This is a genomic window from Cognatazoarcus halotolerans, from assembly GCF_009800965.1.
Taxonomy (GTDB): Bacteria; Pseudomonadota; Gammaproteobacteria; order Burkholderiales; family Rhodocyclaceae; genus Cognatazoarcus; species Cognatazoarcus halotolerans.
This window is the reverse complement of sequence record NZ_WUAF01000017.1, coordinates 56,634-81,628: the sequence shown is the minus strand read 5'-3', so window position 1 is coordinate 81,628 and position 24,995 is coordinate 56,634. Positions and strand designations below refer to the sequence as shown.

Annotated in this window: 19 protein-coding genes and 1 pseudogene; 5 read left to right on the top strand and 15 right to left on the bottom strand. The window is 65.5% G+C overall.

Features of this window, described 5'->3' with window-relative positions; translation table 11 throughout:
* Positions 1 to 386 precede the first annotated feature (386 nt).
* From GQB03_RS18315 to GQB03_RS18305, 3 genes and pseudogenes are all read left to right on the top strand, one after another.
* Entirely contained in the window at positions 387 to 1,511 is a 1,125-nt protein-coding gene (locus GQB03_RS18315) for an ISAs1 family transposase (RefSeq protein WP_159692444.1), read from the top strand.
* Between the two features lie 360 nt (positions 1,512 to 1,871).
* Entirely contained in the window at positions 1,872 to 3,254 is a 1,383-nt protein-coding gene (locus tag GQB03_RS18310; RefSeq protein WP_159692442.1) for a tetratricopeptide repeat protein, read from the top strand.
* 221 nt (positions 3,255 to 3,475) lie between these two features.
* A pseudogene (locus GQB03_RS18305) lies at positions 3,476 to 3,910 on the top strand (ISAs1 family transposase); the annotation flags it as partial.
* Positions 3,911 to 3,948: 38 nt separating this feature from the next.
* Here GQB03_RS18305 and GQB03_RS23080 read toward each other — a convergent pair.
* Both GQB03_RS23080 and GQB03_RS18290 read right to left on the bottom strand, forming a co-directional pair.
* Positions 3,949 to 5,205, bottom strand: coding sequence for a J domain-containing protein (locus GQB03_RS23080; RefSeq protein WP_200832294.1), 1,257 nt, complete (start codon positions 5,203 to 5,205; stop codon positions 3,949 to 3,951).
* Between the two features lie 110 nt (positions 5,206 to 5,315).
* On the bottom strand, positions 5,316 to 6,704 hold the full coding sequence (locus GQB03_RS18290; RefSeq protein ID WP_159692438.1) for a 3'-5' exonuclease family protein: 1,389 nt from the start codon (positions 6,702 to 6,704) through the stop codon (positions 5,316 to 5,318).
* Between the two features lie 462 nt (positions 6,705 to 7,166).
* Between GQB03_RS18290 and GQB03_RS18285 the strand changes: the two genes are divergently transcribed.
* Entirely contained in the window at positions 7,167 to 7,511 is a 345-nt protein-coding gene (locus tag GQB03_RS18285) for a cupin domain-containing protein (protein WP_159692436.1), read from the top strand.
* 100 nt (positions 7,512 to 7,611) lie between these two features.
* Here the strand turns inward: GQB03_RS18285 and GQB03_RS18280 are convergent, their stop codons facing one another.
* Positions 7,612 to 9,318: a GGDEF domain-containing protein gene (locus tag GQB03_RS18280; protein WP_159692434.1), complete on the bottom strand. Its 1,707-nt coding sequence runs from the start codon at positions 9,316 to 9,318 to the stop codon at positions 7,612 to 7,614.
* A gap of 150 nt (positions 9,319 to 9,468) precedes the next feature.
* Complete coding sequence (locus GQB03_RS23075; RefSeq protein WP_200832293.1) at positions 9,469 to 10,200, bottom strand: helix-turn-helix transcriptional regulator; 732 nt, start codon at positions 10,198 to 10,200, stop codon at positions 9,469 to 9,471.
* A 221-nt stretch (positions 10,201 to 10,421) separates the two neighbouring features.
* Here GQB03_RS23075 and GQB03_RS18270 point away from each other — a divergent pair, with 221 nt between their 5' ends.
* The gene (locus GQB03_RS18270) at positions 10,422 to 12,509 is read left to right on the top strand and encodes a 3-hydroxybutyrate oligomer hydrolase family protein (protein ID WP_159692432.1); all 2,088 of its coding nucleotides are present in this window, start codon (positions 10,422 to 10,424) and stop codon (positions 12,507 to 12,509) included.
* A 47-nt stretch (positions 12,510 to 12,556) separates the two neighbouring features.
* On the opposite strand, the gene GQB03_RS18265 is transcribed toward GQB03_RS18270, so the two are convergent.
* From GQB03_RS18265 to trpC, 11 genes are all read right to left on the bottom strand, one after another.
* A complete protein-coding gene (locus GQB03_RS18265; protein ID WP_159692430.1) occupies positions 12,557 to 13,018 on the bottom strand; it encodes a cyclic nucleotide-binding domain-containing protein in 462 nt (153 codons plus the stop codon).
* 83 nt (positions 13,019 to 13,101) lie between these two features.
* Positions 13,102 to 13,581 carry a bacteriohemerythrin gene (locus GQB03_RS18260; RefSeq protein ID WP_159692428.1) on the bottom strand — a complete coding sequence of 160 codons (480 nt, stop codon included), beginning with the start codon at positions 13,579 to 13,581 and terminating at the stop codon, positions 13,102 to 13,104.
* An 84-nt stretch (positions 13,582 to 13,665) separates the two neighbouring features.
* Positions 13,666 to 14,544, bottom strand: coding sequence for a flagellar motor protein MotD (gene motD / locus GQB03_RS18255; RefSeq protein ID WP_159692426.1), 879 nt, complete (start codon positions 14,542 to 14,544; stop codon positions 13,666 to 13,668).
* A gap of 151 nt (positions 14,545 to 14,695) precedes the next feature.
* Positions 14,696 to 15,439 carry a flagellar motor protein gene (locus GQB03_RS18250; protein WP_159692424.1) on the bottom strand — a complete coding sequence of 248 codons (744 nt, stop codon included), beginning with the start codon at positions 15,437 to 15,439 and terminating at the stop codon, positions 14,696 to 14,698.
* A 19-nt stretch (positions 15,440 to 15,458) separates the two neighbouring features.
* Positions 15,459 to 16,232: an RNA polymerase sigma factor FliA gene (locus GQB03_RS18245; protein WP_159692422.1), complete on the bottom strand. Its 774-nt coding sequence runs from the start codon at positions 16,230 to 16,232 to the stop codon at positions 15,459 to 15,461.
* 133 nt (positions 16,233 to 16,365) lie between these two features.
* Positions 16,366 to 17,151 (bottom strand): MinD/ParA family ATP-binding protein, encoded by a 786-nt coding sequence (locus GQB03_RS18240; protein ID WP_159692420.1) that lies wholly within the window; start codon positions 17,149 to 17,151, stop codon positions 16,366 to 16,368.
* A 1-nt stretch (position 17,152) separates the two neighbouring features.
* Positions 17,153 to 18,622, bottom strand: coding sequence for a flagellar biosynthesis protein FlhF (gene flhF, locus GQB03_RS18235; RefSeq protein WP_159692418.1), 1,470 nt, complete (start codon positions 18,620 to 18,622; stop codon positions 17,153 to 17,155).
* A gap of 140 nt (positions 18,623 to 18,762) precedes the next feature.
* Entirely contained in the window at positions 18,763 to 19,317 is a 555-nt protein-coding gene (gene msrA / locus GQB03_RS18230; protein WP_159692416.1) for a peptide-methionine (S)-S-oxide reductase MsrA, read from the bottom strand.
* 15 nt (positions 19,318 to 19,332) lie between these two features.
* Positions 19,333 to 20,115 carry a DUF2189 domain-containing protein gene (locus GQB03_RS18225; RefSeq protein ID WP_159692414.1) on the bottom strand — a complete coding sequence of 261 codons (783 nt, stop codon included), beginning with the start codon at positions 20,113 to 20,115 and terminating at the stop codon, positions 19,333 to 19,335.
* An 88-nt stretch (positions 20,116 to 20,203) separates the two neighbouring features.
* Positions 20,204 to 24,193, bottom strand: coding sequence for a translocation/assembly module TamB domain-containing protein (locus tag GQB03_RS18220; protein ID WP_159692412.1), 3,990 nt, complete (start codon positions 24,191 to 24,193; stop codon positions 20,204 to 20,206).
* A 6-nt stretch (positions 24,194 to 24,199) separates the two neighbouring features.
* Positions 24,200 to 24,988, bottom strand: coding sequence for an indole-3-glycerol phosphate synthase TrpC (gene trpC, locus GQB03_RS18215; protein WP_159692410.1), 789 nt, complete (start codon positions 24,986 to 24,988; stop codon positions 24,200 to 24,202).
* Positions 24,989 to 24,995 lie beyond the last annotated feature (7 nt).

Sequence of the window (24,995 nt, the reverse complement as noted above, 5' to 3'; positions counted from 1 at the left end):
GAGAAGTAATGGAACATCGAGGACTGGGGGTCGAGTTGGCCGCGCATCGCTTTCAGGCAGAGAGTTCTGGGAGCGTTTTTATGACAAACCACCGCCCAGTTCGTTCACTGGGTTTTGCATCAACCTGTTAGGTTGCCGTGCCCCCAATCACTTCTATTATTTAGGCGTGTAGGTATGCAGAAATGGCGACAAGTGTGAAAAAGGTGGATTTAGATTCCAACCGCACAACGCTCGTACCCCTTGGCCTAACATTCAACCTCACTATCCAGGGCTATCGCACCTACATGACATAGCCACCGCTGAATTTTCGTTCACAGTCATGAGCTTACGAGACAGCTGTTCACGGCCCCTGAAATTGTGTAGTTTCCTCGTCTTTTGGGGCTCCCATGACGACGAGGGAAGTGATGCCGCTCACGCAGGTGTTCGTCTCGATTTCCGACCCGCGCAGCGCCCGCCAGGTGAGGCACGACCTGTCCGAACTGCTCACGGTGGCGGTGTGTGCGGTGCTGTGCAGCGCAGACGAGTTCTCCGACATCGAGGCGTCGGCCAAGGAGCGTATCGAGTGGCTGCGGGGGTTTCTGGTGCTTGAGCATGGCATCCCGTCGCACGACACGTTCGGAAGAGTGCTCGCGGCACTCGATCCGCGGGAATTCGAAGGCGCGTTTCGGCGTTGGGTTGGACAACTGGTTCCGACGCTCGGCACCGATGCGGTGGTGGCCATCGACGGCAAGACCAGTCGACGTAGCACCACCAAAGCCGACGCGAATCCACTGCATATGGTCAGCGCCTTCGCTGCCGACGTTGGTCTCGTGCTGGGTCAGACAGCGACGGCCGAGAAGTCGAATGAAATCACGGCGATTCCCGAGTTGCTTGCAACGCTGGCGCTGGAGGGCTGTGTCGTCACCATCGACGCGATGGGTGCCCAGACCAGCATTGCTCGGCAGATCCGCAAAGGCGGCGCCGACTACGTGCTGTGCGTGAAAGACAACCACCCCAAGTTGGTCGAATCCTTCCTGCTCGCCCTGGCAGGTGTCGGCGGCAAGCTCACGCCAACTTCCACGAGTGAGAGCACCGACGACGGCCACGGGCGGCGCGAAGTACGCCGCTGCTGGGCATTCGACGCCGTGGATCGGCTCTACAAGGCTGAGCAGTGGTCGGACCTGAAGAGCTTTGCCATCGTCGAGCGAGAACGAACAGTCGGAAGCAAGACCAGTTGCGAGAGGCGCTACTACATCAGTTCCCTGCCTGCGGACGCCCAGCGCATTGCTCATGCGGTGCGTAGCCACTGGGAAGTGGAGAACCGGCTTCATTGGTGCCTCGACGTCCAGTTCAACGACGACCAGTCCTCCGTGCGTACGGGCTTCGCCGCCAATAACCTCGCCATCGTCCGACACATCGTGATCAACCTCCTGCGCCTGAACAAATCACGCAAAGGCAGCATCAAGACAAAGCGCATGTTGGCTGCCACCTCTGATCAGTTTCGCGCTGAGTTGCTCGGGGCTATGACATGAAGGTGCGATAGCCCTGCCTCACTATCCCCATTTTCATTGGATGCTGGACATCGTGGTAACGAACGAAGGCGTGAACCCAATGGACATACGCCTATTCAATTCGTAAGCTGTAGTTCAGGTAGCGGATACGTTGGCGTAACCGGTCGTGGCCTTGGCCGATTCAAGCGGCGGCAGCTGGCCAGTGACGCTTTTCACCGATTATTGAATATTTTTTCATATAGCATTATTGCCACGTTCCGTTTTAACAAGAACGTTTCGGCGCCCCTTTTCGGACGATGTTATGGAGCAGAAACGGCTTTACGCAGCAAAAACGTCACCCCAAAACTAATTGGCGATTCTTGACAACATGGAAGAAAACAAATGACTGGAATTTTTTCTAATCGAACGAAGCAGCCGGATCCAACTAGTTGTTTTGTGATGATGCCGTTCGCCGAGAATTTTAACGCCATATATCGCTTGATACAACGTGTTTGCACGGACCAAGGCTTGAAGTGCGCGCGTGCGGATGAAGATGTTACCCCCGGGAAGATTACGGGAAAAATTTACGACATGGTTGCGGCGTCTGGAATAATAATTGTCGACATGACCGGGCGAAACCCAAACGTGTTTTATGAGCTTGGGCTCGCCCACGCAATTTCGGACAATGTCATATTGCTTACACAATTTCCAGATGATGTACCATTCGACCTTCAAGATTTCATGCATATTAGGTACTCAAACAGTTTTGATGGCGCGGAGAAGCTCTCGATAGACCTATCAAAGGTTCTTTCAACTATTCTGAGCTCAGCGGACCTGCGCATACCGCCTGACGATGAAAGAAGAAAACGGAATGCCGTAGTTCCTGATCAATATCCCGTTGAGGAATTCGATTTAGGTCTTGCCCACCTGCAGGCGGAGATGTCACGTGTTGGCAACGACATGCATAAGGCAGCTGAGTGGCTGCAAAGGGCTCTTGCAGCGGCAAAAGCCGGGGGAGGCGATGCAAATGAAATCGGCAACTGTGCGATCGAAGCAGAGAGTTGCAAATTCTATGATCTAGCTGAGGAACTCTATCGCATTGCAATTGAGCGCGACCCACTTCACGTGAACAATCGACAAAGTTATGTTTCTTTCATATTGGATCACCGTACAGCTGATCAGAAGAAGGTTGAAATTGCTGGTTCGATGTTGTCTGAACTTGAGGGCACAACAGAACGTCAGGAGCGCACACGCGGACTGAAAGCACAGTACCTAACAACGGCTCAAAATAAGGCTGACGGGCAGCTTAATTTAGATGAAATAATTGCAGATGTAGTTGGAGATGGAGAATTTGATTCTCTCGTGCAAGCGGCTCCCGCATTGCTTGTTCTCCAGAAGGCGGGTAAGTACGACGAGATGAAAGCGCTAATTGATAATCTGCGAAGCAAAATTGACGGAGATGAGACTAGGGCATTGGATCGAGTGCTTGCTGATGCGTTCGCAGGAAGCGGCAACGAAAAGTTGCGATCCGAAGCAATCACGATTTACGAGAAGCTGCTTCAGGCGCCCGATGAAGAATCCGTAAACGTTAAGCATAACTTGGCCACACTCCTATATTCACGTGGGCGAGAAGCCGCCAATGGACGTGTGTATGAGCTGTGGAAAGAAGCCTATAATGAACGTCCATCTGACGCTTCAATTCGAAAAGCATTTGCGAGATATCTCATGCGTCACGACCGAAAAGCTGACGCAGCATCAGTCTTGAATGGGGACCCGATAGGCTAGCAAATGCCTCTAGGGAAACGCTTCTCCAGCGTGCTTCGCCGCCAGTTTCCGCGCCCCTCACGTTGAGCGTTGAGGCTGTAGAAAAACCCTCCCTTCCGGCCCAGGGCTATCGCACCTACATGACATAGCCACCGCTGAATTTTCGTTCACAGTCATGAGCTTACGAGACAGCTGTTCACGGCCCCTGAAATTGTGTAGTTTCCTCGTCTTTTGGGGCTCCCATGACGACGAGGGAAGTGATGCCGCTCACGCAGGTGTTCGTCTCGATTTCCGACCCGCGCAGCGCCCGCCAGGTGAGGCACGACCTGTCCGAACTGCTCACGGTGGCGGTGTGTGCGGTGCTGTGCAGCGCAGACGAGTTCTCCGACATCGAGGCGTCGGCCAAGGAGCGTATCGAGTGGCTGCGGGGGTTTCTGGTGCTTGAGCATGGCATCCCGTCGCACGACACGTTCGGAAGAGTGTTCGCGGCACTCGATCCACGGGAATTCGAAGGCGCGTTTCGGCGTTGGGTTGGACAACTGGTTCCGACGCTCGGCACCGATGCGGTGGTGGCCATCGACGGCAAGACCAGTCGACGTAGCACCACCAAAGCCGACGCGAATCCACTGCATATGGTCAGCGCCTTCGCTGCCGACGTTGGTCTCGTGCTGGGTCAATACATGTCAAGGCCCCAGAAGATTTGATGGCGCCAGATTCACAGCCCATCGATCGCCTCGCGCAGCGCCTGGCATTCGATTGCGAAGCCGGCTCGGGCACTCTCGAAATAGGCCTCCCATTCGTCGCGACGCTGTGCACGGCGGTAGTCCTCGTCGAGTTGCAGGGTCTGGATGGCGAGGATCAGGTCGGCTGCTGAGGCGCGCATGGCGGAGAGCGTCCGCTTGAGCGCCGCGGCGCCGGCCGATGCGGATGCTGCCGGAGTGTGCGCACCCTGCTCGTCGATCTCGCGCAGCAAGGCACTCAGCGCGGCGATGTCGCGCTCGCGGTAGGCCTTCTGGGCGCGCTGGAAGTGTTCGTGGGCGCGGGTCTTGTGCGCTTCGCCGACGCGGTCCGGGTGGCAGCGCATGGCTACCGAACGATAGAGCCGCTTGAGCTCGTCGCGGCTTGCCTCGTCGAGTTCCGGCGCCGATTGCGCGGCATCATTCAGCGTCCCGGCAAAGCCCTCGCGTGCCTCGGCCGCACGCCGCGCCGCCTGCGCGTCCTCGTCGAGGCCGGAACTTTCGGCGAGCTTGAGCGCGTATTCGTGACGCAGCCGCAGGAGTTCGCCGAGCGCGTCGCCGAGCACGCGGTATTGCTGCACCTGGAAATCCAGCAGCACCTGCTGCATCTCGGCCTGACGTGCGGTCAACTCCGCGAGCATGGTCTCGACCCCCGCGATCTTCTGCAGCAAGGCTTCGGCCTCGGCATCCGGTACCGCCACCACCTGCTCCGCCGCGGGCGCGACCGCAGCGGCTTCTGCGGCCGGCTTCGGCTTTGCCTTGCGCTTTCGCCTGGGCTTGGGCGCCGCCGCCAGCGCCTCCGGCTGGGGTTCGGGTTCGGGTTCGGGTTCGGGTTCGGGTTCGGGTTCGGGTTCGGGTTCGGGTTCGGGTTCGGGTTCGGGTTCGGGTTCGGGTTCGGGTTCGGGTTCGGCAGGCATCGTGGCCGCTTTCACGGTTTCTCGCGAGTCGGCTCCGGTTTCGGCACCCGGCTCATCGGGCACGGCCACCTCGGCTGCCGCAACCGGAACCTCCGCGCTACCCGCTACAGGCTGCTCCACCATGGGCGGTGCGTCCGTATCGCCCGAGGCCACAGCGACAGCCTCGTCGACGTCGGCGGCCATCACCGGTGCATCTTCCGATGGCTGCACGGCCGCGGGCGGTGTCTGCGACGCGTCGCCGAACAGCGCGGCAAGCCGCCTGAGCGGGCCGCCCAGCCAGCGCAGCAGCTTCGATTCGGAGTCTGGCGAGGTGCTCATGGGATACGCGAGGGGTTGGGATGGCTGAATTGTGCCGTGCGATTGTGCCTCGCAACAAGACGCCATCGCGGATTGTTCCGAGGCCGCTCGACGCCAACACAGCTCTCTACCTACCGCGAGAGCACGATGGGCTCCAGCCTCGGCACCGTCTTCAGCAGCAGGCGATAGATGTCGAGATCGAAGGCCGGCCGCCCTGCTTCGAGCACCTGCGCCAGCGCAGCCTCGTCCTCGCAGCTTCCGAGGTAGCGCCAGCCGTCGACCACGTGCAGGGTCCGCCCTTCGCGAAAACCGACCGCGCCGGGCCACGGCCAGGTTTCCAGCTTGAGCGCGTCCAGCGCCTGCCGCAGGCGCCCGGCGTGTTCGGCAGGCTTCTCGATACCCGCGCACGCGCCGCCACAGCGCTTGAGCTGCAGGTTGAAGCAGCGCCGGCCGGAGCACGGCCTTTCCAGCCCCAGCAGCGGCGGGCACAGGCCGTGTTCGCGCGCCAGGCCGCGCAGCCCGAGCGTGGCCGCACGGCGACTGCGGAACAGACCGAAGAGGTCGTCCCGCCGGCCGAACTCGAGATCGGCGGCATGCAGCAGGTCGAGTTGCGGCGCGCCGAACAGATCGCTGCCGAGGCGCCAGGTGCACAGCTCGCGATGGCGGCGCAGCTGGCGGTTGTGGCTTGGCTGCAGCGCCTTGATCAGCTGCGCTTCCCTGACCAGGGCCGCGAACTCGCCTGCGGTCTCGATCCAGTCGATACGGCGCACCTGCTGGCTCAGGCTCAGTTCGCGCTCGCTGCGATGGTCCGCGCAGAAGTGTGAAAGCACCCGGCTGCGCAGGCGCTTGCTCTTGCCGACATAGAGCGGCAAACCGCCCTCGCCGTAGAAGAGGTAAACGCCGGGGGTCTCGGGCAGCCCTTCGAGCTGCGCCGCGTCGAGATGCGAGGGCAGGCTCGGATGGCCGATGATCTCGCGCACCGCCTGCTCGACCTGCCCGGCCGGGCAGTGTTTCTCGAGCCACTGCCAGAAGCCGACGAGCAGGCGCGCATCGCCGAGCGCACGATGGCGATCCGCCACCGCCAGGGCGCATCGCGCCGCGACCGCGTCGAGGTTGTGCCGCCGGTGCTCGGGAAACAGCCGCCGCGAGAGCTTGACGGTGCACAGCACGCGGAGCCGGATATCCATGCCGGCGCGACGCAGCGCCGCGCGGATGTGCCCGTGATCGAAACGCGCGTTATGGGCCACGAACACCCGTCCGTCGAGCCGATCGAAAACCTCGTCGGCCAGCTCCGCAAACGTCGGCGCAGCCGCGACCATCTCGTTCGAGATGCCGGTGAGCCGCTCGATATGTTCGGGAATCCGCCCTGCCGGCCTGACCAAACTGGACCACTCGCGCACGCCGGAAGCGTCGAACTCGACAATGCCGATCTCGGTGATCGATTCGCGTTGCGACGAGCCACCGGTAGTCTCGATATCGACGAAGGCAAGGCCGTTGGCCAGCAGCTTGGAAAGACTCATTGAAACCTTACGCGCTCGGAAGGGACAGCAGGCACTGTATATAACATCAGTCGCGCGGCGCAAGTTGCCGGAACTGCCACCGCAGGGCGGTACGTCGCGCACATGGACTGGATCGGAGCGGTCGGGCGTTCCGGCTGGCCCCTCCCGCACGATGGCCCCACCGTCAATTTCAGGGGCGAACCTTCGACGCAACCTCGACGCCGGCCGGCTGGCGCGTCACGCCGCTCACGGCGGGTGGATTCGGAAACTTGAGGTTGCGAGCGCTGCGGGAGGCGCACGATTCAGGTGGCGATGCCGCAGGTCCGTGGCCAAGCGTAGTATTTCCCTTGTCACCGTCTTCCCGATGGGTTGGCCCAACAAGGCTCATCCCTCGCGACATGCGCTTCAAGGCGCGATGCGCAAGCGTGCCGCGAGGGATAAACCCTTTTTGCCGAACCCCGCACACACGGGAAGGAGCGCACGATGAACGACGAACAGGCAATACCCGAGACGAAAGGCGTGACCGTCAAGCTGCTGGCGGCCCTCGACCTCGGCCCCGAGATCGAGGGCATGGAAGGGCGCCAGCTGCGGATGCGGATGGTGACGATCGAGCCCGGCGGCGTCTTCGGCCCGGTTCATAGCCACAAGGACAGACCGGGCACCGTCTACATCCTCGAAGGCACGATCACCGACCACCGCAACGGCGTCGCCACGGACTACGGGCCGGGCGTGGGCTGGCCCGAGGACCGGAACACCACGCACTGGCTGGAGAACCGGGGCCGGATTCCGGCGGTCGAGATCTCGGTCGATATCGTCAGACAGGCCTGACGCGGCATCGGCCTCGTTTTCTCCCGCCTGAACGTTTCCAGCGCGCGGTCCCGGTCGGCCCCGGACCCGGCAGCTTCGCGGCCCACCGACCGGCAGCAGTTCAAGCCGCGGGCGGCGCCAGCTCCACCCGGTTTCGCCCCGCGTTCTTGGCGACATAGAGCGCCCGGTCGGCGTCGTGCAGGACCGCCTCGCTGTCCCGCCCGCCATCGCCGAGCGCACCGCCGATGCTGGCCCCAAGCCGCAACGCGCTGCCATCGGCCGCACGCAGCCGGTCGCAGGCTTCGATCGCCTGGCGGATGCGCTCCCCGAGCGCGCGCAACCTCGCTTCGTCGCAATCCCTCACCAGCACCAGGAACTCGTCGCCCCCCCAGCGCGCGGCGCTGTCGTAGGGCCGGACGACCGAACGGATGATCTCCGCGACGGTTTTCAGCGCGAGGTCGCCAAGCACATGGCCGTGCCGATCGTTGATGTCCTTGAAATCATCGATGTCGAGCCACAGGATGCCGAACCGCCCGTCCTCGCGGCCGGCGCGGCTTATCTCCTCGTCGATGCGCCCGGACATGCCGCGCCGGTTCAGCAACTCGGTCAGCGGATCGATCTTGGTCAGCCGATCGAGTGCCTCGGTACGTTCGCGGACCTTGCTTTCGAGTTCCTGCTTCGATTGAAGCAGGCTTTGCGCCATGCTCCTGAAATGCAGCATCAGGCGGCCGATCTCATCGGTCCGCCCGCTCGAAAGCGACTCGGGCGGAAACTCGCCGAGCTGCACCCTGCTCACCGCCGTTTCGAGCTCGGCCAGCGGCCCCAGCACGAAACGCCCCATCGCGAAATTGAAAAGCGCCAGCGCGCCAAGCAGCGTCAGTGCGTACACCGTGAGGATGCCGGTGAAACTGCTGATCGGCAGCAATGTATCCAGGTCGAGAAGCGTGATCTCGTACCAGTCGATCTCGGGCAGGTAGGCAACCCCGGCAAGATAGCGCTTGCCCTGCACTTCCACGAACCGGCTCACCACCGTGACACCCGAGGTTTCGAGCTCTTTCATCGCGGCCTTGACCGCCTGCCGGTCCGTGTCGCGATCGAGCAGCAGATCAAGGCTGTTCCGCTCCCCGGGCTTCTTGGTAATGCTCGCGAAATCGATCATCCGCTGATCGCGATAGGCCTGTATCGCGCCACCGTGATCGACAAACAGGCTGGTGATGCCGGGCTGGCCGCTATCGACCACCTCGCGGATGAACCGCGTCAGGTCGAGACCGGTTCCGGCGACCCCGACGATCTTCTGACCGTCGCGTATCAGGACATCGATCCACAGCTTGGTGACCCCGAGATTGACATCGGGATTGACGTTGATGTGCATGTCGCGCTGCTGCTGGATGATGTCGTAGAACCAGCGGTCTTCGGCCTTGTCAGGATCGAGGGCATAGCGGTACTGCCTGCCGCCGAACTCGTCTTCGGCGTTGTTGTAGTAGTACCGACCGTTGCCAAGGAGAGCGATGAAATAGTTGCGATCGGCAAAATTGAGCCGGAAGGTCTCCATCTCGGCGATCGCCCGCCGGGTGAGCTGAGGATTGTCCGGATCGCGGGTCCATTCGCGGATCTGCTGGGAATTGGCGAGCTGGCGGGCCAGCGCAATCTCGCGCAGGACCGGCTGCAGGGTGCGGGCCTTGTCGTAAAGCACCTGCTTCTCGGCGTGGCGCAGGGCCCATTCCTCAATGATCCCTTCACCGAGTTCCCTCACCATCCCCCACGCGGCAATTGCCGAAACGACCACCAGCGAGGCGGTCAAGATCAGAATACGCGGCTTGAGATTCATGCAGGGTCCAGTCGAAAGGTCTTTTCGCAGGCTGGCGATGCCGAGGCATTGAAGCTCACAGCATAAAACAAGTCTCCGCCGACGTCGGTTTCAACGTGCTTCAGGCGACCCGAATCATCGCCCGCGCGGGCCCGGCGCCCGCGCGGCGGCTCACCCCTCGCCCAGCAGCCGGCGACGCAGTTCGATCTTGTTGTGCACCGACAGCTTGCGGAAGATCGACAGCAGGTGACTCCGTACCGTCGCCGGCGAGAGCGCCAGCGCGCGCGCAACCGATTTGTAGTCGCCACCGCCCGCATAAGCGCGCGCCACTTCATGCTCGCGCGGGGTCAGCCGCTGATCGGCCCCGCCTTCGGGTGCCCGAGTCTTTGCGGTGGCGGGGGGCACGCCCTCGGCAAGCAGCACGAAGGGCAGCGCGAACGCGGCAAGCCCGGCCTCCCGCTCGCTGAACGGGCGTGCTTCGTCCTCGCGGTACAGGGTGAGCCAGGCGAGCTGTCCCTCGGGACCACAGGGGGCACCGCACAGCATCAGTTGGCCGATGTGGTGGCCGCGCAGATAGGCGGCCACCGGGCGGATCCCGGGATCCCGGTAGTCGCGCTCGACGCTGATGTTCTGAAGCTGTCGCGGAGCGGTTCCGAAGCGCCGGCTTACCGGGTCGAGATCCGCAATCGAGGCAAAGCCGTCGAGCAGCGCCTGCGAGCGACCGACGAGTTCGGCGCCGTCTATCTCGATGGCACCGCCCGCGCCGCGACGGCCGCGCCCCCAGACCGAACCGTCGAACCCGATCTCGCGCTCGAGCCAGCCCCGCGCCACCTCGCGATAGTGCTCCGGCGCGCAGCGCGACGCCTCCAGGATCTCCAACAGCGCTTCTTGTGTGGCGTGCATGTTCCTCTCCGGTCGGCTGCGGTCATGCATATGCATGATGGCTTCCTCTGGCAGAAACACTATAGTTACCGGCGAGACGGCTCAATCCGGGTTGTCCCATTCCATCCACCCCATAAGCGAGGACACCCGCGCGGCCTGCGCCTGCAATTGCGCCCGGAATCCGCTTCCACGCAAACAGGCACCTCATGGCCATACGGGTTTACCCCGAGGAGGAGACAGATATGGCGTTTCACCCCACGCGGCTCAGCCGCGTCACCCTGGTATTGCTCGGCTGCGGCATGCTCGCCGGCTGCATCGGCGGCAAGGGCCGCTACAATGCGGCCCCCGAGTGGCTCGGCCCGATCACCACCACCGAGCATCGCGGCAGCGACGATCTTCTGACGGCCGGCCTTGGCAAGACCGGACTCGCCTCGGCAAGCGCACCCGCCATCGCCGACCCTGCCGCGCCGACCCCGGCCGAGCTGCGCCGGCTGGTGATCCACACCAACTACCGGGCACTGGTCGACATGACCCCGAACGGGGGTTTCGGGCGGATCTACGGCCCCAACATCGACCTCGCCGGCAACGACGTGCTGGGTGAAGGGATGATCCCGGGCACCGAATACCTCGCCTTCGCGAAGAACGTCTCCGGCGTGCGCAACGTAACCCTGCTGGTGCAGTTGCCTGACAGTTTCGATCCGGCCAAACCGTGCATCGTTGCCGCCCCGTCGAGCGGATCGCGCGGCGTTTACGGTGCGATTGCCACCACCGGTGAATGGGCGCTCAAGCGCGGCTGCGCGGTCGCCTACACCGACAAGGGCACCGGCGCGGGCGGTCACGAACTCGACACCGATACGGTCACGCTGATCGACGGCACGCTGGCCACCAGCGAGACGGCCGGCAAGGATGCCTACTTTTCCGCCGGTCTGTCGGCCGCCGAACGCGCCGCCTATCTGGCCGATCATCCGCACCGCTACGCGATGAAGCACGCCCACTCGGGCGACAACCCGGAGCGCATCTGGGGCCGGTCCACGCTCTACGCGATCGACTACGCCTTCTATGTCCTCAACGAGAAGTTCGGCCACAAGGCGCGCAACGGCAAGACCGAGCGCACCATTACCCCGGAGAACACCACCGTCATCGCGGCCAGTGTGTCGAACGGCGGCGGGGCGGTGCTGGCCGCGGCGGAGGAAGACGTCTGGGGCGTGATCGACGGCGTGGTGGCGGTCGAGCCGCAGATCAACCTCAAGCCGAACCGCAGGGTCTCGGTCGAGCGCGGCGGCAATGCGGTGTCGCACCCGGGCCGGCCGCTCTACGACTACATCACCTACGCCAACCTGGTGCAGCCCTGCGCGGCAATCGCGCCGTCGAACGCCGACAGCCCCTTTGTCTCCTTCGTGGTGCCGGCCTTTGCGCAGAACCGCTGTGCCGCACTGGCGAGCGCGGGCATGATCAGCGGCGCCACGGTCGCCGAGCAGTCCGAAGACGCCAAGTCCCGCCTCCAGACCTTCGGCTGGGAGCCCGAAAGCGCGCTGCTGCATGCATCGCACTACGGCTTCGCGGTATCGCCGGCAGTCAGCGTCACCTACGCCAACGCCTTCAAGCAGGCCGATGTGCGTGACAACCTGTGCGGCTACTCGATGGCCACCACCGACGCGGTCACCGGCGCGCCGGCAGCCCCGGCGGCGAGCCCGATGCCGACCCTGTGGGCACTCAACAACGGCGTACCGCCATCGACCGGCATCAACCTGGTGGCCGAGGACGCGGCCAACGGGCCGATCCGCGAACCACTGGCGGTCTCGGCGTCGACCGGTCAGGCCGACTACTACTTCGACGGAGCCCATTGCCTGCGCGAGTTGCTCAACGATCGCAAGGTGCAGGCCAACATCGCGGAGGCCAGCGTGCGCGGCAACCTGCACGGCAAGCCGACCCTGATCGTGCATGGCCGCTCGGATGCGCTGGTGCCGGTGAACCACACCTCGCGGCCTTACCTCGGTGCCAACAGCCTGGCCGAGGGCCGCGCCAGCGAGCTGAGCTACATCGAGGTCACCAATGGCCAGCACTTCGAGGCCTTCCTGCCGTTCGCGGGCTTCGACAGCCGCTTCATTCCGCTGCACGTGTATGGCGGGCGGGCGCTCGATCTGATGTGGGACCACCTGCACGGCGGAAAGGCACTGCCGCCCTCGCAACTGGTGCGCACCACGCCGCGCGGCGGTCTGCCCGGTGCCGCCCCGGCGCTGACCCTGGCGAACCTGCCGCCGATCTCGGCCACGCCGGCCGCCGGCGACCGGATCACCGTCAAGCGTGGTGCGGTCAGCATTCCTGACTGAGGCGGAAGCCCGCCAATCGGAGGGAGGCCCTGCGGGGCCTCCTTTTTTCATTCGGCGCCGTGTGGCGGATCGAAGAGATGTGCGTCCGTTTCCCGAAGCCGGCGGCTCACTTCACGGCCCATGTTCATTTCGAGCAGGGCGAACTGCTCGACATCGCGTTCATAGACCCGCAACAACCCGGCAGCGGGAATTTCCAGCGCGCGGCAGGCGCTCAGCGCCCGCACCGAGGCGCTGCGGCGCGACATGTCCATGAGCGCCATCTCGCCGAAACAATCCCCCGGCCCCAGGCAGCGCAGCCTGCGCGGGCCCGAAGGGAACGCCTTGATCACCTCGACCTGACCCTCGAGCAGCACGTAGAGCAGGTCACCGGCCTCCCCTTCGCGCACGAAGAATTCGCCTGCCTCACGGCTCATCTCGCGCGACTGGGTATCGAGCAACTCGAGGACGTCGCCACGCACGCCGCCGAATATGGCCATTGCCTGCAACTGCGCGACCCGCGTCTGATCCATCGCGTCCCCCCGGCCAGATTGACACTCCATGCTGCTTTATAGCCCCCCGGAAGCCTCCCTGCCCGGCGCCGCCATATCCGTGGCTACCAGAACTTCCACCACCACTTCTTCTTGGTCATCGATTCTTCGACGTGCTGCGACCAGTTGGGCGAGGCGCCCGTGGTAATGAAGTATGCACCGAAGCGCTTGTCGGCCTCGTTGATGTGGCGGGTCAGCCAGACCTTGAGAAAGTGCAGCAGTTCGAAGGTGATCGTGGCCTTGCCGGTATCGAGCTTTTCCTGCAGGGCGATCACCTGGCCGATGAGTTCCTCGTGGTTCTGCTTGTGAGCCGCAAACTCGGGATAGTTCGACACCCGCATGAGGCTCTCTTCCACCGCAAAGTGGGTACGCGTGTAGTCGGCAAGCTCGTCGAGGATCTTCCGCGACGTTTCGCTGCCGTGATGTTCGTGAATCGCCACATGCAGCTGGTTCAGGAGATCGACCAGCTCCTTGTGCTGCTCGTCGATTTCCTGGATGCCGACGCTGAAGTCGTCAGACCAGTGAAAAAGATCCGTCGTAGTCATGAAACACCCCGCTCAAGGAAATGCACAGCGATGCCTTCGGTAATGGATACGGCCGGCTGGAGTCCGCACCTCACGCCGGCCCGCTCATCTGGGCGTCCGAAGCGTCGGTTCGACCGGCACGACCCCTCCCGAAGGCAGGATCGAGGCGGCAGTCGTGCGAGTCACCGCGGCAGGCGCCCCCTGAGGCCCCTCGGTACCCAGCATCGACTCGATGAGCAGTGTCACCCGGCGGTTGCGTGCACGGCCCTCCTCGGTATTGTTGTCCGCCAGCGGGCGCTGGTCGCCATAGCCCGCCGCGGTCAGGCGGCCCGGCGCCACGCCGGAATCGACGAAAAGGCGCACGACGCTCGACGCCCGTACCGCGGAAAGCTCCCAGTTGGACGGGAAGCGGTAGGTATTGATCGGCGTGTTATCGGTGTGCCCCTCGATCGTGATCGGAAAATCCGCTCCAGCGAGCACCCTGGCCACGGCTGCGAGCGCCCTGCTGCCCTCGGCGTCGAGCGTCGCCTCGCCGATCGGGAACAGGACGCTGGCGTTGATTTCGACGGTGATGCCGTGCGCCCCCTCGGTGACACTCACCTGGCCGCCGCGGGAGAGGGGTTCGAGGACCCGCTTGATGTCCTCGGCCATGCTCCTCATCCGTGCGGAGAGCGCCTGGCGCTCGGCCTCGGCTGCGGGGTCGGCGGCCGGATCGCTTGCCGGTTTCGGCGGCGTGGCCATCTTCGGCGGCATGATCGGAATCACCGGAGGCACGATGATCTGGTCGCCTTCGGCATTGATGCTGATGCTGCGGAAGGCCTGCACCATGGAATCGGACAGGATCCGGTACTTGCCCTCGTTGACCGACGAGAGCGAATACATGACCACGAAGAATGCGAACAGCAGGGTGATGAAATCGGCGTAGGAGACCAGCCAGCGCTCGTGGTTCTCGTGCTCCTCCTCGGCCCGCCTGCGTCGCCCCATCCTGCCGCACTCCTTCGTCGTCCCAATCCGGTATGGCTGCCGTATCCGCAGACCCCCGGTCTTCAACGGGTAACGGCACGAAGCGGAACGACTTGAGGCAGGGTCGTGACGTCAGCCCCGTGCGGGCAGATCCGCCCGGAGTTCGCCGCCTTCAATCGCCGACGTAGCCCCTCAGGCGGCTTTCGATGATCCGCGGGTTGTCGCCGTTGGCGATGCCTTCAAGCCCGTCGACCACCATCTCGCGCTGCGACGTCATGCTGCCGATGATCGCCATGAGCTTCTTGGCGATGGGCAGGAAAACCAGGTTGGCAAGGCCGACACCATAGATCGTGGCGACGAAGGCAACGGCGATCCCGCTGCCCAGCTTGGCGGGATCGGACAGATTCTCCATCACATGGATGAGCCCGAGGACCGCGCCGAGAATGCCGATCGTCGGCGCATAACCGCCCGCCCCCTCCCAGACACGGGCGGACTGCTTCATCTGCCCTTCCCAGGTCCCGATCTCGACCTCCAGCACTTCACGCAGGCGATTCGGTTCGACACCGTCGACCAGCAGCTGGAGCCCCTTCTGCAGGAACGGGTCAGGCAGGTTGGGGATAAGGTTTTCCAGCGCCAGCAGGCCCTCCTTGCGGGCAGTGTGGCTCCATAGCACCACTTGCTGGATGAGTTGCTCATGCGACATCGCCGGCGGGACGAAGACCCATCGGGCCATTTTCATGCCACGCAGGAAGGTCGCGGTGCAGCTTTGCAGCATCACGGCACCGAGCGTGCCGCCGACCACGATCATGAAGGCGGTCGGCTGGACCAGCGAGCCGAGATGCCCGCCCTCGAGCACCTGCCCGACCACGATGGCCGAGAAGCCGACGACCAGACCGATGAGGCTGATACTGTCCATGACCGATCAACCGACGGGCTCAGGCCTTGGCCGCGGCACGTGGCGGACGACCCCGGCGGGGACGCTTCTCGTCGGGCTCGCGGGACCCGGCGATGCGCGAGCGCAGACGGGCGATCGCCTGGCTGTGCAACTGGCACACGCGCGACTCCGACACCCCCAGCACCTCGCCGATCTCGCGCAGGTTGAGGTCTTCCTCGTAGTACATGCCCATCACCATCTTCTCCCGCTCGGGCAGGTCTTCGATGGCGTTGACCAGGACGACCCGCATGTTCTGGTCCATGAGCAGCTCGAGCGGATTGTCGGTCGATATTCCGACCGTATGACGTTCGAGATAGTCGTCATCCTCGCTGTCGGTGAAGTCCTCGAGATACATCAGCTGATGTCCGCGGGCATCCTGCAGCATCTTCTGGTAGTCGGCGAGGCTCATGTCGAGCGCGTCAGCCAGTTCCTTCTCGGTGGGCTGGCGGCCGTACTCCTGTTCGAGCTGGTGAATCGCCCCCTCGATACGGCGCATGTCGCGACGCAGCGAGCGCGGCAGCCAGTCGTTCTCGCGCAGGCCGTCGAGCATCGAACCGCGTATGCGCTGCACGGCGTAGGTCTCGAACTGCGCACCGAGGCCCTCCTCGTAGCGGCCGATCGCATCGAGCAGGCCGATCATGCCGTTCTGGATGATGTCGTCCACCTGCACGCTGGCCGGCAGCTTGGCCATCAGGTGATAGGCGATCCGTTTTACCAGCGGGGCGTAATGAACGACTAGCTCGTCCCTGTCCATGTGTCCTGATGCGGTGTACATACTGTGGCCTGTTCGTCAGCGTTTGGCTAAGCCCATAAGGTCCTTGTCACCCATTCTGCCCCCTTGGGGCAATCGCATTCGGACAATAAGGGCCGAACTATCCCGCCAATTCCCCGCTTACCCGACGCGACATCTAGGCACCGCTCGGCGTCGGACGGCTCCAGCCGGCGAGCCGCCGCAGAAAAGCCGCGGCCGCGGCCTGATCGCTGCGCGCCGCGGTCCCGCCTGCGAGCGCCGCCCCGAGGTCATCCCGCTCCACCTCGCCGAGGAAGGCCAGCGGCAGTCCCACGTGATTGCGCACCAGGCCATCGAGCTGGGAAAACAGGGCGTGCGCATCGGCGCGGCTGCGCGCCCGCGCCACCGCCACATGCAGATCACCCGCCCCCGCCGCGGCGAGCCTCTTTATGCAGGCATAGGCATCGGTCACGCCGCGGCCGCTCGCCTCCACCATCAGCAAGCGGCGCGGCGCGGCCTGCACGAAAGGTGAATGCGGCAGCGCCTCCGACAGCGAAGCGTTGATCAACATCAGGCTGCAGCGGCGCTGCAGGGCGAGCAGGCCGGTGATGAGGCGCTCCCGGTAATCGTCCTCGAGCAACGCGAACGCCACCGCGGCGCCCGCCATCGGCAGATGCAGCACGCCTTCCGGGGAGACCCGCAGCAGGCTGTCGAGCGCCGTGCGCCCATCGATCAGGTTGAGCAGATCGCCTTCCGTGGCAAGACCCAGCCCGCTCGCCACGCTGGCTTCGCCGCGTCCCTCGTCGAGTACCGCGACGCGCCCCTGCCGGCTCATCCTGCGCAGCGCCTCGCCGGCGATCTCCGCCCGCGCGTGCCCGGTCACGAACGAGGCGACGACAATCGGTGGCGCCCGCCGGAACAGACGCCTCAGGCCGGCGGCCTGGTCTTCGCGACCGTCCAGCACCTCAGATCCCCGCCCCGGCCGCCATCAGCAGACCCGCCTCTTCCGCCCCGAGCCGCCACGGCGAATCGGCCGGCAGCTCCTTGAGCGCACGGTGCAGCAGATAGGCGCGATTGGGCAGGTGCAGATCTTCCGGGACCCGCTGGCCGTTACCCACGTAGAAGAGTTCGAGCTGGTGGCGGATGGCCACGTCCATTGCCGGCGCGAGCGACACCGCCTCATCCACCTTGGTGAAGATGCAGCCCGCCAGTTCGGGGCCATCGTAGGCCCGCACCACATCGTCGAGCGTGTCGCCACGGCTGGTGGCGTTGAGCAGCAGCAGGCGGCGCACCGCCCCCGCGCCCAGCAGCATGGCCGCCTGCTCGGCCACCATGCGATCGCGCTGGCCCATGCCAACGGTGTCGATCAGCACCATGTGCCGCCCCGACAGCTCGGCCAGGGTCTGGCGCAGATCGGCCGCATCGCGCACCACGAACACCGGCACGCCGAGGATGCGGCCATAGATGCGCAGCTGCTCGTGCGCGCCGATCCGGTAACCGTCGGTGGTGATCAGGGCAAGCTTGTCGGCGCCGTGCCGCACCACGCAGCGCGCAGCAAGCTTTGCGGTGGTGGTGGTCTTGCCGACGCCGGTCGGCCCGACCAGCGCATACACGCCGCCCCGGTCGATGATGTCTGCATCCGAGGCGAGCGCGCGCAGCTGCCGGTTGATCAGACTCTTGGCCAGCGTGCGGGTCTCTTCCACCGGCGTATCGGCGGCCACCTCGTCGGCGATGCGGCGCGACAGCTGAGACGAAAAACCGGCTTCGAGCAGCTCCGCGATCAGGCGCGTACGGGCCGGCGCCGTGCGGCTGCTCTCGCCCCAGGCGAAGCCGGCGAGCTGACGCTCAAGCATGCTGCGAATGCCCGACATCTCGGACATCAGCTTTTCATTGGTCTCCTGCAGGGCGCGGATGCGGGCCTCATCCTCGACGTTGCGGCGCGGTGCGGCCGGCGGCTCGGGCGGACGCTGCGCACGCTCGACGCGCTCCGGCACCCGTTCGGCAGCCCCGGCGGTAGCGGTGAACAGCGCATGATCGACGCGCCGCGGCGGCGGGTTCGACATCTCGATGCGCGGCGGACTGAAGGGCTTCGGGCGGACCACTGCCTCGCGTGGCGCCGTGTAGCCCTGCCGTGCGGCGGCGCGCGAGAGGCTCACCCGGAAGTCCTCTTCCGCATCGTAACCGGCGGCCTGGCTACGGGCGGGCTCGGCAGGTCGCTCGGTCACGGGTTGCGGCTCGACCGCACGTGCGGGCGCTGCGCGACGAGGCTCCGACGGACGCTGCAGCGCCCCCACCGCGTCGGCCGGAAGGGCGAGGATCTCGACCCCGCCATCCATGGCGCGATTGGAAAGCACGATGGCATCGACACCCAGCTCCTCCTTGAGCTGGCGAAGTGCCTCGCGGGCGGTCTGGGCGAAATAGCGTCTGACGTTCATGATCCTCTCCGGCACGGTGGCGCGGGGTCGCGACCCGGTTTTCACTGGTACCGATTATCGGCAGCAGCCGACAAGAGGATGGAGCCGATAAGCGGGTAAAAACCCCGCCTATTCGTCGCACGTACGGCCGTGCGCGCCCCTCATAGACGACGATAGCGCGTGAATTTCTGGCGGAAGGTGTTGAGTTTCGGCGCCACCACCCGCTGGCAATAGGGCTGCTTCGGGTTGTGCGCGAAGTAGTCGCGGTGGTAATCCTCTGCGGGCCAGAAGTGCGTTGCCGGCACCACCTCGGTCACCACCGGGGCACCGAAGGCCCGTGCGGCCCCGAGGGCGGCAATCGTCTCGTGCGCGATCAGCGCCTGCCCGTCGTCGAGCGCGAAGATCGCCGAACGGTATTGCGGGCCGACATCGTCGCCCTGCCGATCCCGCGTGGTGGGATCGTGAATCGCGAAGAAGATCTCGAGCAGGCTGCGATATTCGATCCGCTGCGGATCGAAGACGATTTTGACCGCCTCGGCGTGGCCGCTCTCGCCGCCGCATACTTGCCGGTAAGTCGGCTCCGGCAGTTGGCCGCCGATGTAACCGGGCTGCACAGCATGCACACCGGCCACTTCCTTGAATACCGCCTCGAGGCACCAGAAGCAGCCGCCGGCGAGAATCGCGATCCCGCTTTCCTGCAAGGTCGTATCGTTCATATCCTCTCGTCCGACTCATCCATCGGCCGGCGCATGTGCGGGCAGGCCATGTTCCTCCATCGGAAACACCCGGCGATGGAAAGCCTCGCCAGCATAAACGAAGAGTGGCAGCACCAGCGCCAGCAGGGGCGGCACGAGGACCGACGTCATGACCACCAGGGCCATCAGCAGACCCCACAGCAAGTGCGCCGGAAAAGCCGAGAACACCGCCCTGACGCTGCAGCCGACAGCCCCGACCAGGGCGGTCCGCCGGGCGATCAGCAAGGGGACGCCATGCACGGTGACGACGAATACGATCGAGGCCAGGCCGGCCCCCATGAGGCCCGATCCGAGGATGTAGTGCAGGGTGCGCTCGGTCAGCGGGAGAATGGCGACCAGGCCATGGCTGCGCTCGCCGATCATGAAGCTGTACAGCGTGCCCGCGTCGGTGATCCAGATCAGGAACAGGAACACGCACAGCAGGGCCATCACCCAGACTTCGCGCGACGCACCGAGAAAGCCGTCGCGCAGATCGATCAGGCGCGCACGTGCGCCGCCGCGGGCGACCCGTGAAAGCGCCAGGAAGCCGGCCGCCGAGACCGGCCCGATCAACAGGAACCCGCCCACCACCGGCAGCGTGAGTGGTGCAAGTCCGATCACCTGCAGGCCCCACACGAGCACGGTACCAACGAGGGCGAAGAGACCGCCGAAGGCGTAGGCCGGAAAACCGACAGCGCGCAGCATCGCCCAGCCTTCGCGCAGCGAAGCGGCAATTGCGGTGGGCGAGACGTGGCGGGGTTGCGGGCGGGCTGGGTCCATGGGCGTGGGGTCCGGGGGTGAAAAACCCGACCCTGCACCACCTCACCCGACAATTTCCACGACACAGATCAAGTCCCGACGGACGATCTCATCGGAAAACGAAGGTGTAGTACATGTCGACCGCGTTGTCGGTACCGCCGCGCGCCACCACCGAAACCCGCCGGCTCAACTGGTAGGACAGCTTGACGATGCTGGCGGCGCCGACCAGCGACTGCTCGAAGGAGATGAAGGCTTCCGCCGACAGCCGCTTGCCGAGCGTGACCACCTGCCCGCTCACCGAGCCTTCGCTGCTTACCCGCGAGCCCGAATCGACCACCGAACTGGTGGCGCCGCGACTCACGCTGTTGAGATCACCCTGACCGATCGAAATCTGGTCAAGCCCGAGACTGCCCGCCAACTGGCTGCTGATGCCGCCGCCCGTTCCGCCAAGCAGCGCCTGCGCGGCCGGGATGAGCAGGGCAAGGTCCGCGCCATTGCTCTCGTCCGGCGCCCGTCCGAGCACGATCCACGACAGCTTGGCCGGATCCGGCACGTTCGGCTCGGACACCAGGCGAACGCGCGGCCGGCGCGCAGTGCCGGTAATCGCCACCCCGGCCTCCACCTCGAGGCCCTTGCGCAAGGCCACGATGTTGAGCGCCGGACGCTCCAGCGGCCCCTGGAAGCTCACCAGGCCACGCTCGATCTCGAGCTTCTGGCCGTAGCCCTCGAAGACGCCGCCGACGGTCGAAATCTGGCCGGTCGCGCTCGGCGGCAGACCGTCACGAGCGACGATCAGCAGCTCGCCGGCGAGGCGCGTGTCGAGCCCCAGCGCGCTGACATAGAAGGCATCACCGAGATTGATGGTGACCCGCGCGGACACCTTGAATGGTCCGCCGGCAGGCGCCGTCGCACCGAGAATCACCACATCGTCGGAGAGCGAAGGCGGCGGCGCATCGCCGATCACGATCGACCCGGCATCGGCCTTGAAGCGCGCCTGCAGATCCACCGAGTTCCAGCCGCTGTCGATCTCGCCGCTACCGCTCACCGCTAGCCAACGGTCCGGCCGCTGCAGCAGGGGCAAGCGGTCGGCGGTGAAGCCAAAGCGCCCCTTCCCATCGGCAAGCGAGACCTCCCCGCTGGCATTGAGTTTCCCCGGCGTGGCAACGATGCGCTGCAGCGGCAGCCGTCCGTCCCTGGGGGTGACGCGATTCGGCGATATGAATTCGAGGCGCTCCAGGCGCAGGCGATCCTTGTCGAAGTTCGCCTCGAGCGAGCCTCCCGAAAGGCGCACACCCTGATCGGCGAGATTGACCGCAAGATCGCGGCCGCTGATCGAACCTGTCGCCACCGGTCTTTCTGGCGTTCCCGACAGCGAGAAGCGGGCATTGACGCTGCCACCGGTACGCATGTTGGCGCTCGCCAACGGCCCCAGCCAGCCGATCGAGGGCATCGCCAGATCCCCTGAGCCGAGCAGCGCGGCACCGGGCACCAGGCGCCAGCCACCCTGGTAGCGCTCCGACATGGCGGTGGCCGAACCGGCCAGCTTGCCGAGCTGGTCGCCCTCGGCATCGACGCTCAGGGCGAGCCGTCCATCGTTGGCCGACAATACCGCTTCGAAGCGCTGGAGGCCGAGGCGCGCGACCGAATCGCCAACCAGCACCAGATCGCCCGACTCCCGATAGAGACGCGCCAGGCCGTTGATCCGCTCGCCCAGTCGCAGATCCCACTCGCCACCGAGGCGCAACTCGCCCGGCCCGCGCCGGGCCTTGCCCGAGGCATCGCGCACCAATCCGATCTGCAGGCCGGACATGCGGCCGCGGGCGATGATCTCGGCGGGGCTCCAGCGCGTCTGCTCGAGCACCACCCGACCCTCGCCCGAGTGCAGCTCGGCCGCACCGAGCGCCACCGCATCTGCCGACGCCTCGAGACTTGCCGGCGCCTGCAGTTCGAGCGCCACCTGTCCGGCGGTCTTGAGGCGCGTGAGCTGTCCGACCCAGCGCATGCCCGCGTCGAGGCCACCCTCGAGTCGCGCGGCGACGGCATTGCCTTCGGCCAGCGCGGCATCGAGTTCCACGACGTGGGCACCGCGACGACCGTCCACCGTCAGCGAGGCGCGCTCGAGCAGGGGCGTCACCGTGCGATCCGGGTTGCGGCGGCGGATCTCGCCGACACCGGCGGCGAAGGCGATCGCACCATCGAGGCCGTCTCGCAGGCTGCCCTGGGCGTTCACGCCGGTCATCTCGACACCCTCCGGCAAACGCAGCTCGCTGGCACTGAGCTCCATTTCGCCGGCGGGCGCCTCGAGCGTGCCCCGCAGCTTCGCGTCGAGCTTGACCTGGCCGTCATAGCCCTTGGCGAGCCCACCCAGGTTGGCCGCATCCAGATTGAGCGCAAGCGTGTCACCACCACCGCCCCAGGCACCGCTGCCATCGAGACGGTTGCCCGCCAGGGCGAGCCAGAAGCGGCTGTCGGAAAGCCGCTTGCCACTCAGCGCGAAGCGCCCCTCGCCCGACAGCGCGCGACCGGCCAAAGTACTTGGTGCGAAGACATACCGCACCGAGGCCAGCGGCGCATCGGCGAACTCGCCGCTGGCCTCGAGATCCAGGTTAAGGTCAGCGGTCGGTGCGTCCTTCTGGAAGCCCTGCGGATCGAAGTGCGTCAGCGTGGCTTGCGCCGAAAATGGCCGCTTGCCCTCCAGATCGAGCTTCCCGGTGGCACTCAACCGGGCACGCCCACGGCTCAGCAGGGCTTGCTCGATAGTCAGCTTCGCCGCGGCGTGGGCGGCCTTCAAATCGAGCGCGAAGCCTGCATCGCGCAGGCTCGCAACCAGCGTCTGGCCGGCGCTGTCACCGTCCGCATCGATCTTGCCGGCGGCGCGGGTCTCGGGCAGCCGGCCGTCGAGCGCGGCGGCATTCACCCCGGCCAGCTGCAGCGCAGCGGCAAGCGAGCCGAGCGGATCTTCGCCACCGGGCTGCCAGGCGATGCGACCTTCGATACGCCCCTTGTCGGGCAGGCGGATATCGAGCTCTTCGGCGCTCAGCTTGCCGGCCGACCAGCCAAGCCGGCCGGACAGCGACAACAGCGGGACATGCCCCTTGTCGTAAGGTCCCGGGCGCCGGTTTTCGATGCGGATCGGGCCTTCGACCTCCCACTGCTCCGGTGGCCGCGGCGTCGCGCCCTCGCCGGCACGGGTCCGCAGGTCAGCCTCGACGATGAAGGCGCCCACAGGTGCCGAGGCATTGAAGGCCGAAGGGTCGATCTCGCCGAGGCGGATCTGCGCACGCTTGAGCGGCACCGCGGCGAACGGGCTGGCCTCGATCTGTGCGCTGCCGGACAGCCCCGCCCCGTCGGCCTTGAGCGCCAGAAGCGGCGCCTCGAGTGAGCCATTGGCGGCGAGCGCCAGCGAATACGACCGCCCGTCGCGCTCGCCGGCGAGGCTGCCGCTGGCCTCGAGCGCGAAGGGCGTGGCGCCGTCGATGCTGCCGGCGAGGCGTGCGGCGCCGAAGGGCGTCTTTGCTTCGAGCCCGGTGAACCGATGATGCTTGCCGTCGCTCTCGAGGCTGCCGCGAATGTTTTCCACCAGCAAGGTCTCGCCGCCGGCCACCGCAGCGTCTTCGGACCACTCCAGCATCTGCAGCCGGCCCACAACGATCTCGTCGGCCTTGATCGAGAGCGGCAGCTCGAGCGTCGCCGGCAGGCTCGCCGGCGCGTCGCTCGGGGCCGAGCTGAGCACCACGGAACCCACGGAGAGTCGCGCGATGCCAAGCTTGCGATCGATCAGTTCGAGCGGCCGCCAGTCGAGCGAGAGCTGCTCGACCTCAACACGCAGGTTCGGCAGGGCGAGCCGCAGCCGGCCGATCGACAGCTGGTCCGCCAGGCGCCCCGCCGGCGCGTCGATCTGCACGATGCCGCCGCTCAGTCGCCCGGCCAGACCGGCAAGCGTCCTGAAACCGCTGTCGGCGTAGAACAGGACGGCCGCCAGCAGCACCGGCACGAGCACCAGCGCCAGCACGAAACCGGCGAGCCAGCGTCGCCAGCGCAAACGGCCGCGCGGCGCGGTGGGCAGCCGTTCCTGCGGAGCCTGCGGCGCCTCAGCCATGACCGATCAAGCGAACAGCACCCCAAGCGCACGCCCCGGATCATCGGCGCGCATGAAGGCCTCGCCGACGAGGAAGGCGTTCACCCCATGGCCGCGCATCCGCGCCACGTCGGCGGCGGCGAGGATGCCGGACTCGGTGACCACGATGCGCCCCGCAGGAATGCGCTCGAGCTGGTCGATGGTGGTATCCAGCGACACCTCGAAGGTGCGCAGGTTGCGGTTGTTGATGCCGATCAGCGGCGTCTCGAGTTGCAGCGCGACATCGAGTTCGCCCGCGTCGTGGCTTTCGACTAGGACCGCCATGCCGAGGCTGCGGGCGATGCCTTCCATCTCCTGCATCTGCGCCAGCGAGAGCGCGGCGACGATCAACAGGATCGCGTCGGCGCCCATCGCTCGAGCTTCGTACACTTGGTAGGGATCGACCAGGAAATCCTTGCGCAGGACCGGCAGCGTGCAGGCGGCGCGGGCGGCCTGCAGGTATTCCGGGGCACCCTTGAAGTATTCGCGATCGGTCAGCACCGACAGGCAGGCGGCGCCACCGGCCTCGTAGGACGCGGCGATCTCGGCAGGCCTGAAATCGGCCCGGATGATGCCCTTCGAAGGGCTCGCCTTCTTGATCTCGGCGATGACTGCGGACTGCCCGGCGGCGAGCTTCGCGCGCAGGCTGCCGACGAAATCGCGCGCTGGCGGCGCGGCCGCGGCGCGGTCACGCACCACGGCGTCGGGCTGCGCCTTGCGCGCAGCGGCCACTTCATCGCGCTTGGTGGCAAGGATCTTGTCGAGGATGTCACTCATCGGCGGC

Bases quoted from the DNA above. Each gene is read 5' to 3' on its own strand.
- msrA (WP_159692416.1), bottom strand. From the start codon at position 19,317: ATGAACGATACGACCTTGCAGGAAAGCGGGATCGCGATTCTCGCCGGC.
- GQB03_RS23080 (WP_200832294.1), bottom strand. From the start codon at position 5,205: ATGAGCACCTCGCCAGACTCCGAATCGAAGCTGCTGCGCTGGCTGGGC.
- GQB03_RS18265 (WP_159692430.1), bottom strand. From the start codon at position 13,018: ATGGATCAGACGCGGGTCGCGCAGTTGCAGGCAATGGCCATATTCGGC.
- GQB03_RS23075 (WP_200832293.1), bottom strand. From the start codon at position 10,200: ATGCACGCCACACAAGAAGCGCTGTTGGAGATCCTGGAGGCGTCGCGC.
- GQB03_RS18280 (WP_159692434.1), bottom strand. From the start codon at position 9,318: ATGAATCTCAAGCCGCGTATTCTGATCTTGACCGCCTCGCTGGTGGTC.
- GQB03_RS18260 (WP_159692428.1), bottom strand. From the start codon at position 13,581: ATGACTACGACGGATCTTTTTCACTGGTCTGACGACTTCAGCGTCGGC.
- GQB03_RS18270 (WP_159692432.1), top strand. From the start codon at position 10,422: ATGGCGTTTCACCCCACGCGGCTCAGCCGCGTCACCCTGGTATTGCTC.
- GQB03_RS18250 (WP_159692424.1), bottom strand. From the start codon at position 15,439: ATGGACAGTATCAGCCTCATCGGTCTGGTCGTCGGCTTCTCGGCCATC.
- GQB03_RS18315 (WP_159692444.1), top strand. From the start codon at position 387: ATGACGACGAGGGAAGTGATGCCGCTCACGCAGGTGTTCGTCTCGATT.
- GQB03_RS18245 (WP_159692422.1), bottom strand. From the start codon at position 16,232: ATGTACACCGCATCAGGACACATGGACAGGGACGAGCTAGTCGTTCAT.
- flhF (WP_159692418.1), bottom strand. From the start codon at position 18,622: ATGAACGTCAGACGCTATTTCGCCCAGACCGCCCGCGAGGCACTTCGC.
- GQB03_RS18310 (WP_159692442.1), top strand. From the start codon at position 1,872: ATGACTGGAATTTTTTCTAATCGAACGAAGCAGCCGGATCCAACTAGT.
- GQB03_RS18225 (WP_159692414.1), bottom strand. From the start codon at position 20,115: ATGGACCCAGCCCGCCCGCAACCCCGCCACGTCTCGCCCACCGCAATT.
- motD (WP_159692426.1), bottom strand. From the start codon at position 14,544: ATGGGGCGACGCAGGCGGGCCGAGGAGGAGCACGAGAACCACGAGCGC.
- GQB03_RS18285 (WP_159692436.1), top strand. From the start codon at position 7,167: ATGAACGACGAACAGGCAATACCCGAGACGAAAGGCGTGACCGTCAAG.
- GQB03_RS18290 (WP_159692438.1), bottom strand. From the start codon at position 6,704: ATGAGTCTTTCCAAGCTGCTGGCCAACGGCCTTGCCTTCGTCGATATC.
- trpC (WP_159692410.1), bottom strand. From the start codon at position 24,988: ATGAGTGACATCCTCGACAAGATCCTTGCCACCAAGCGCGATGAAGTG.
- GQB03_RS18220 (WP_159692412.1), bottom strand. From the start codon at position 24,193: ATGGCTGAGGCGCCGCAGGCTCCGCAGGAACGGCTGCCCACCGCGCCG.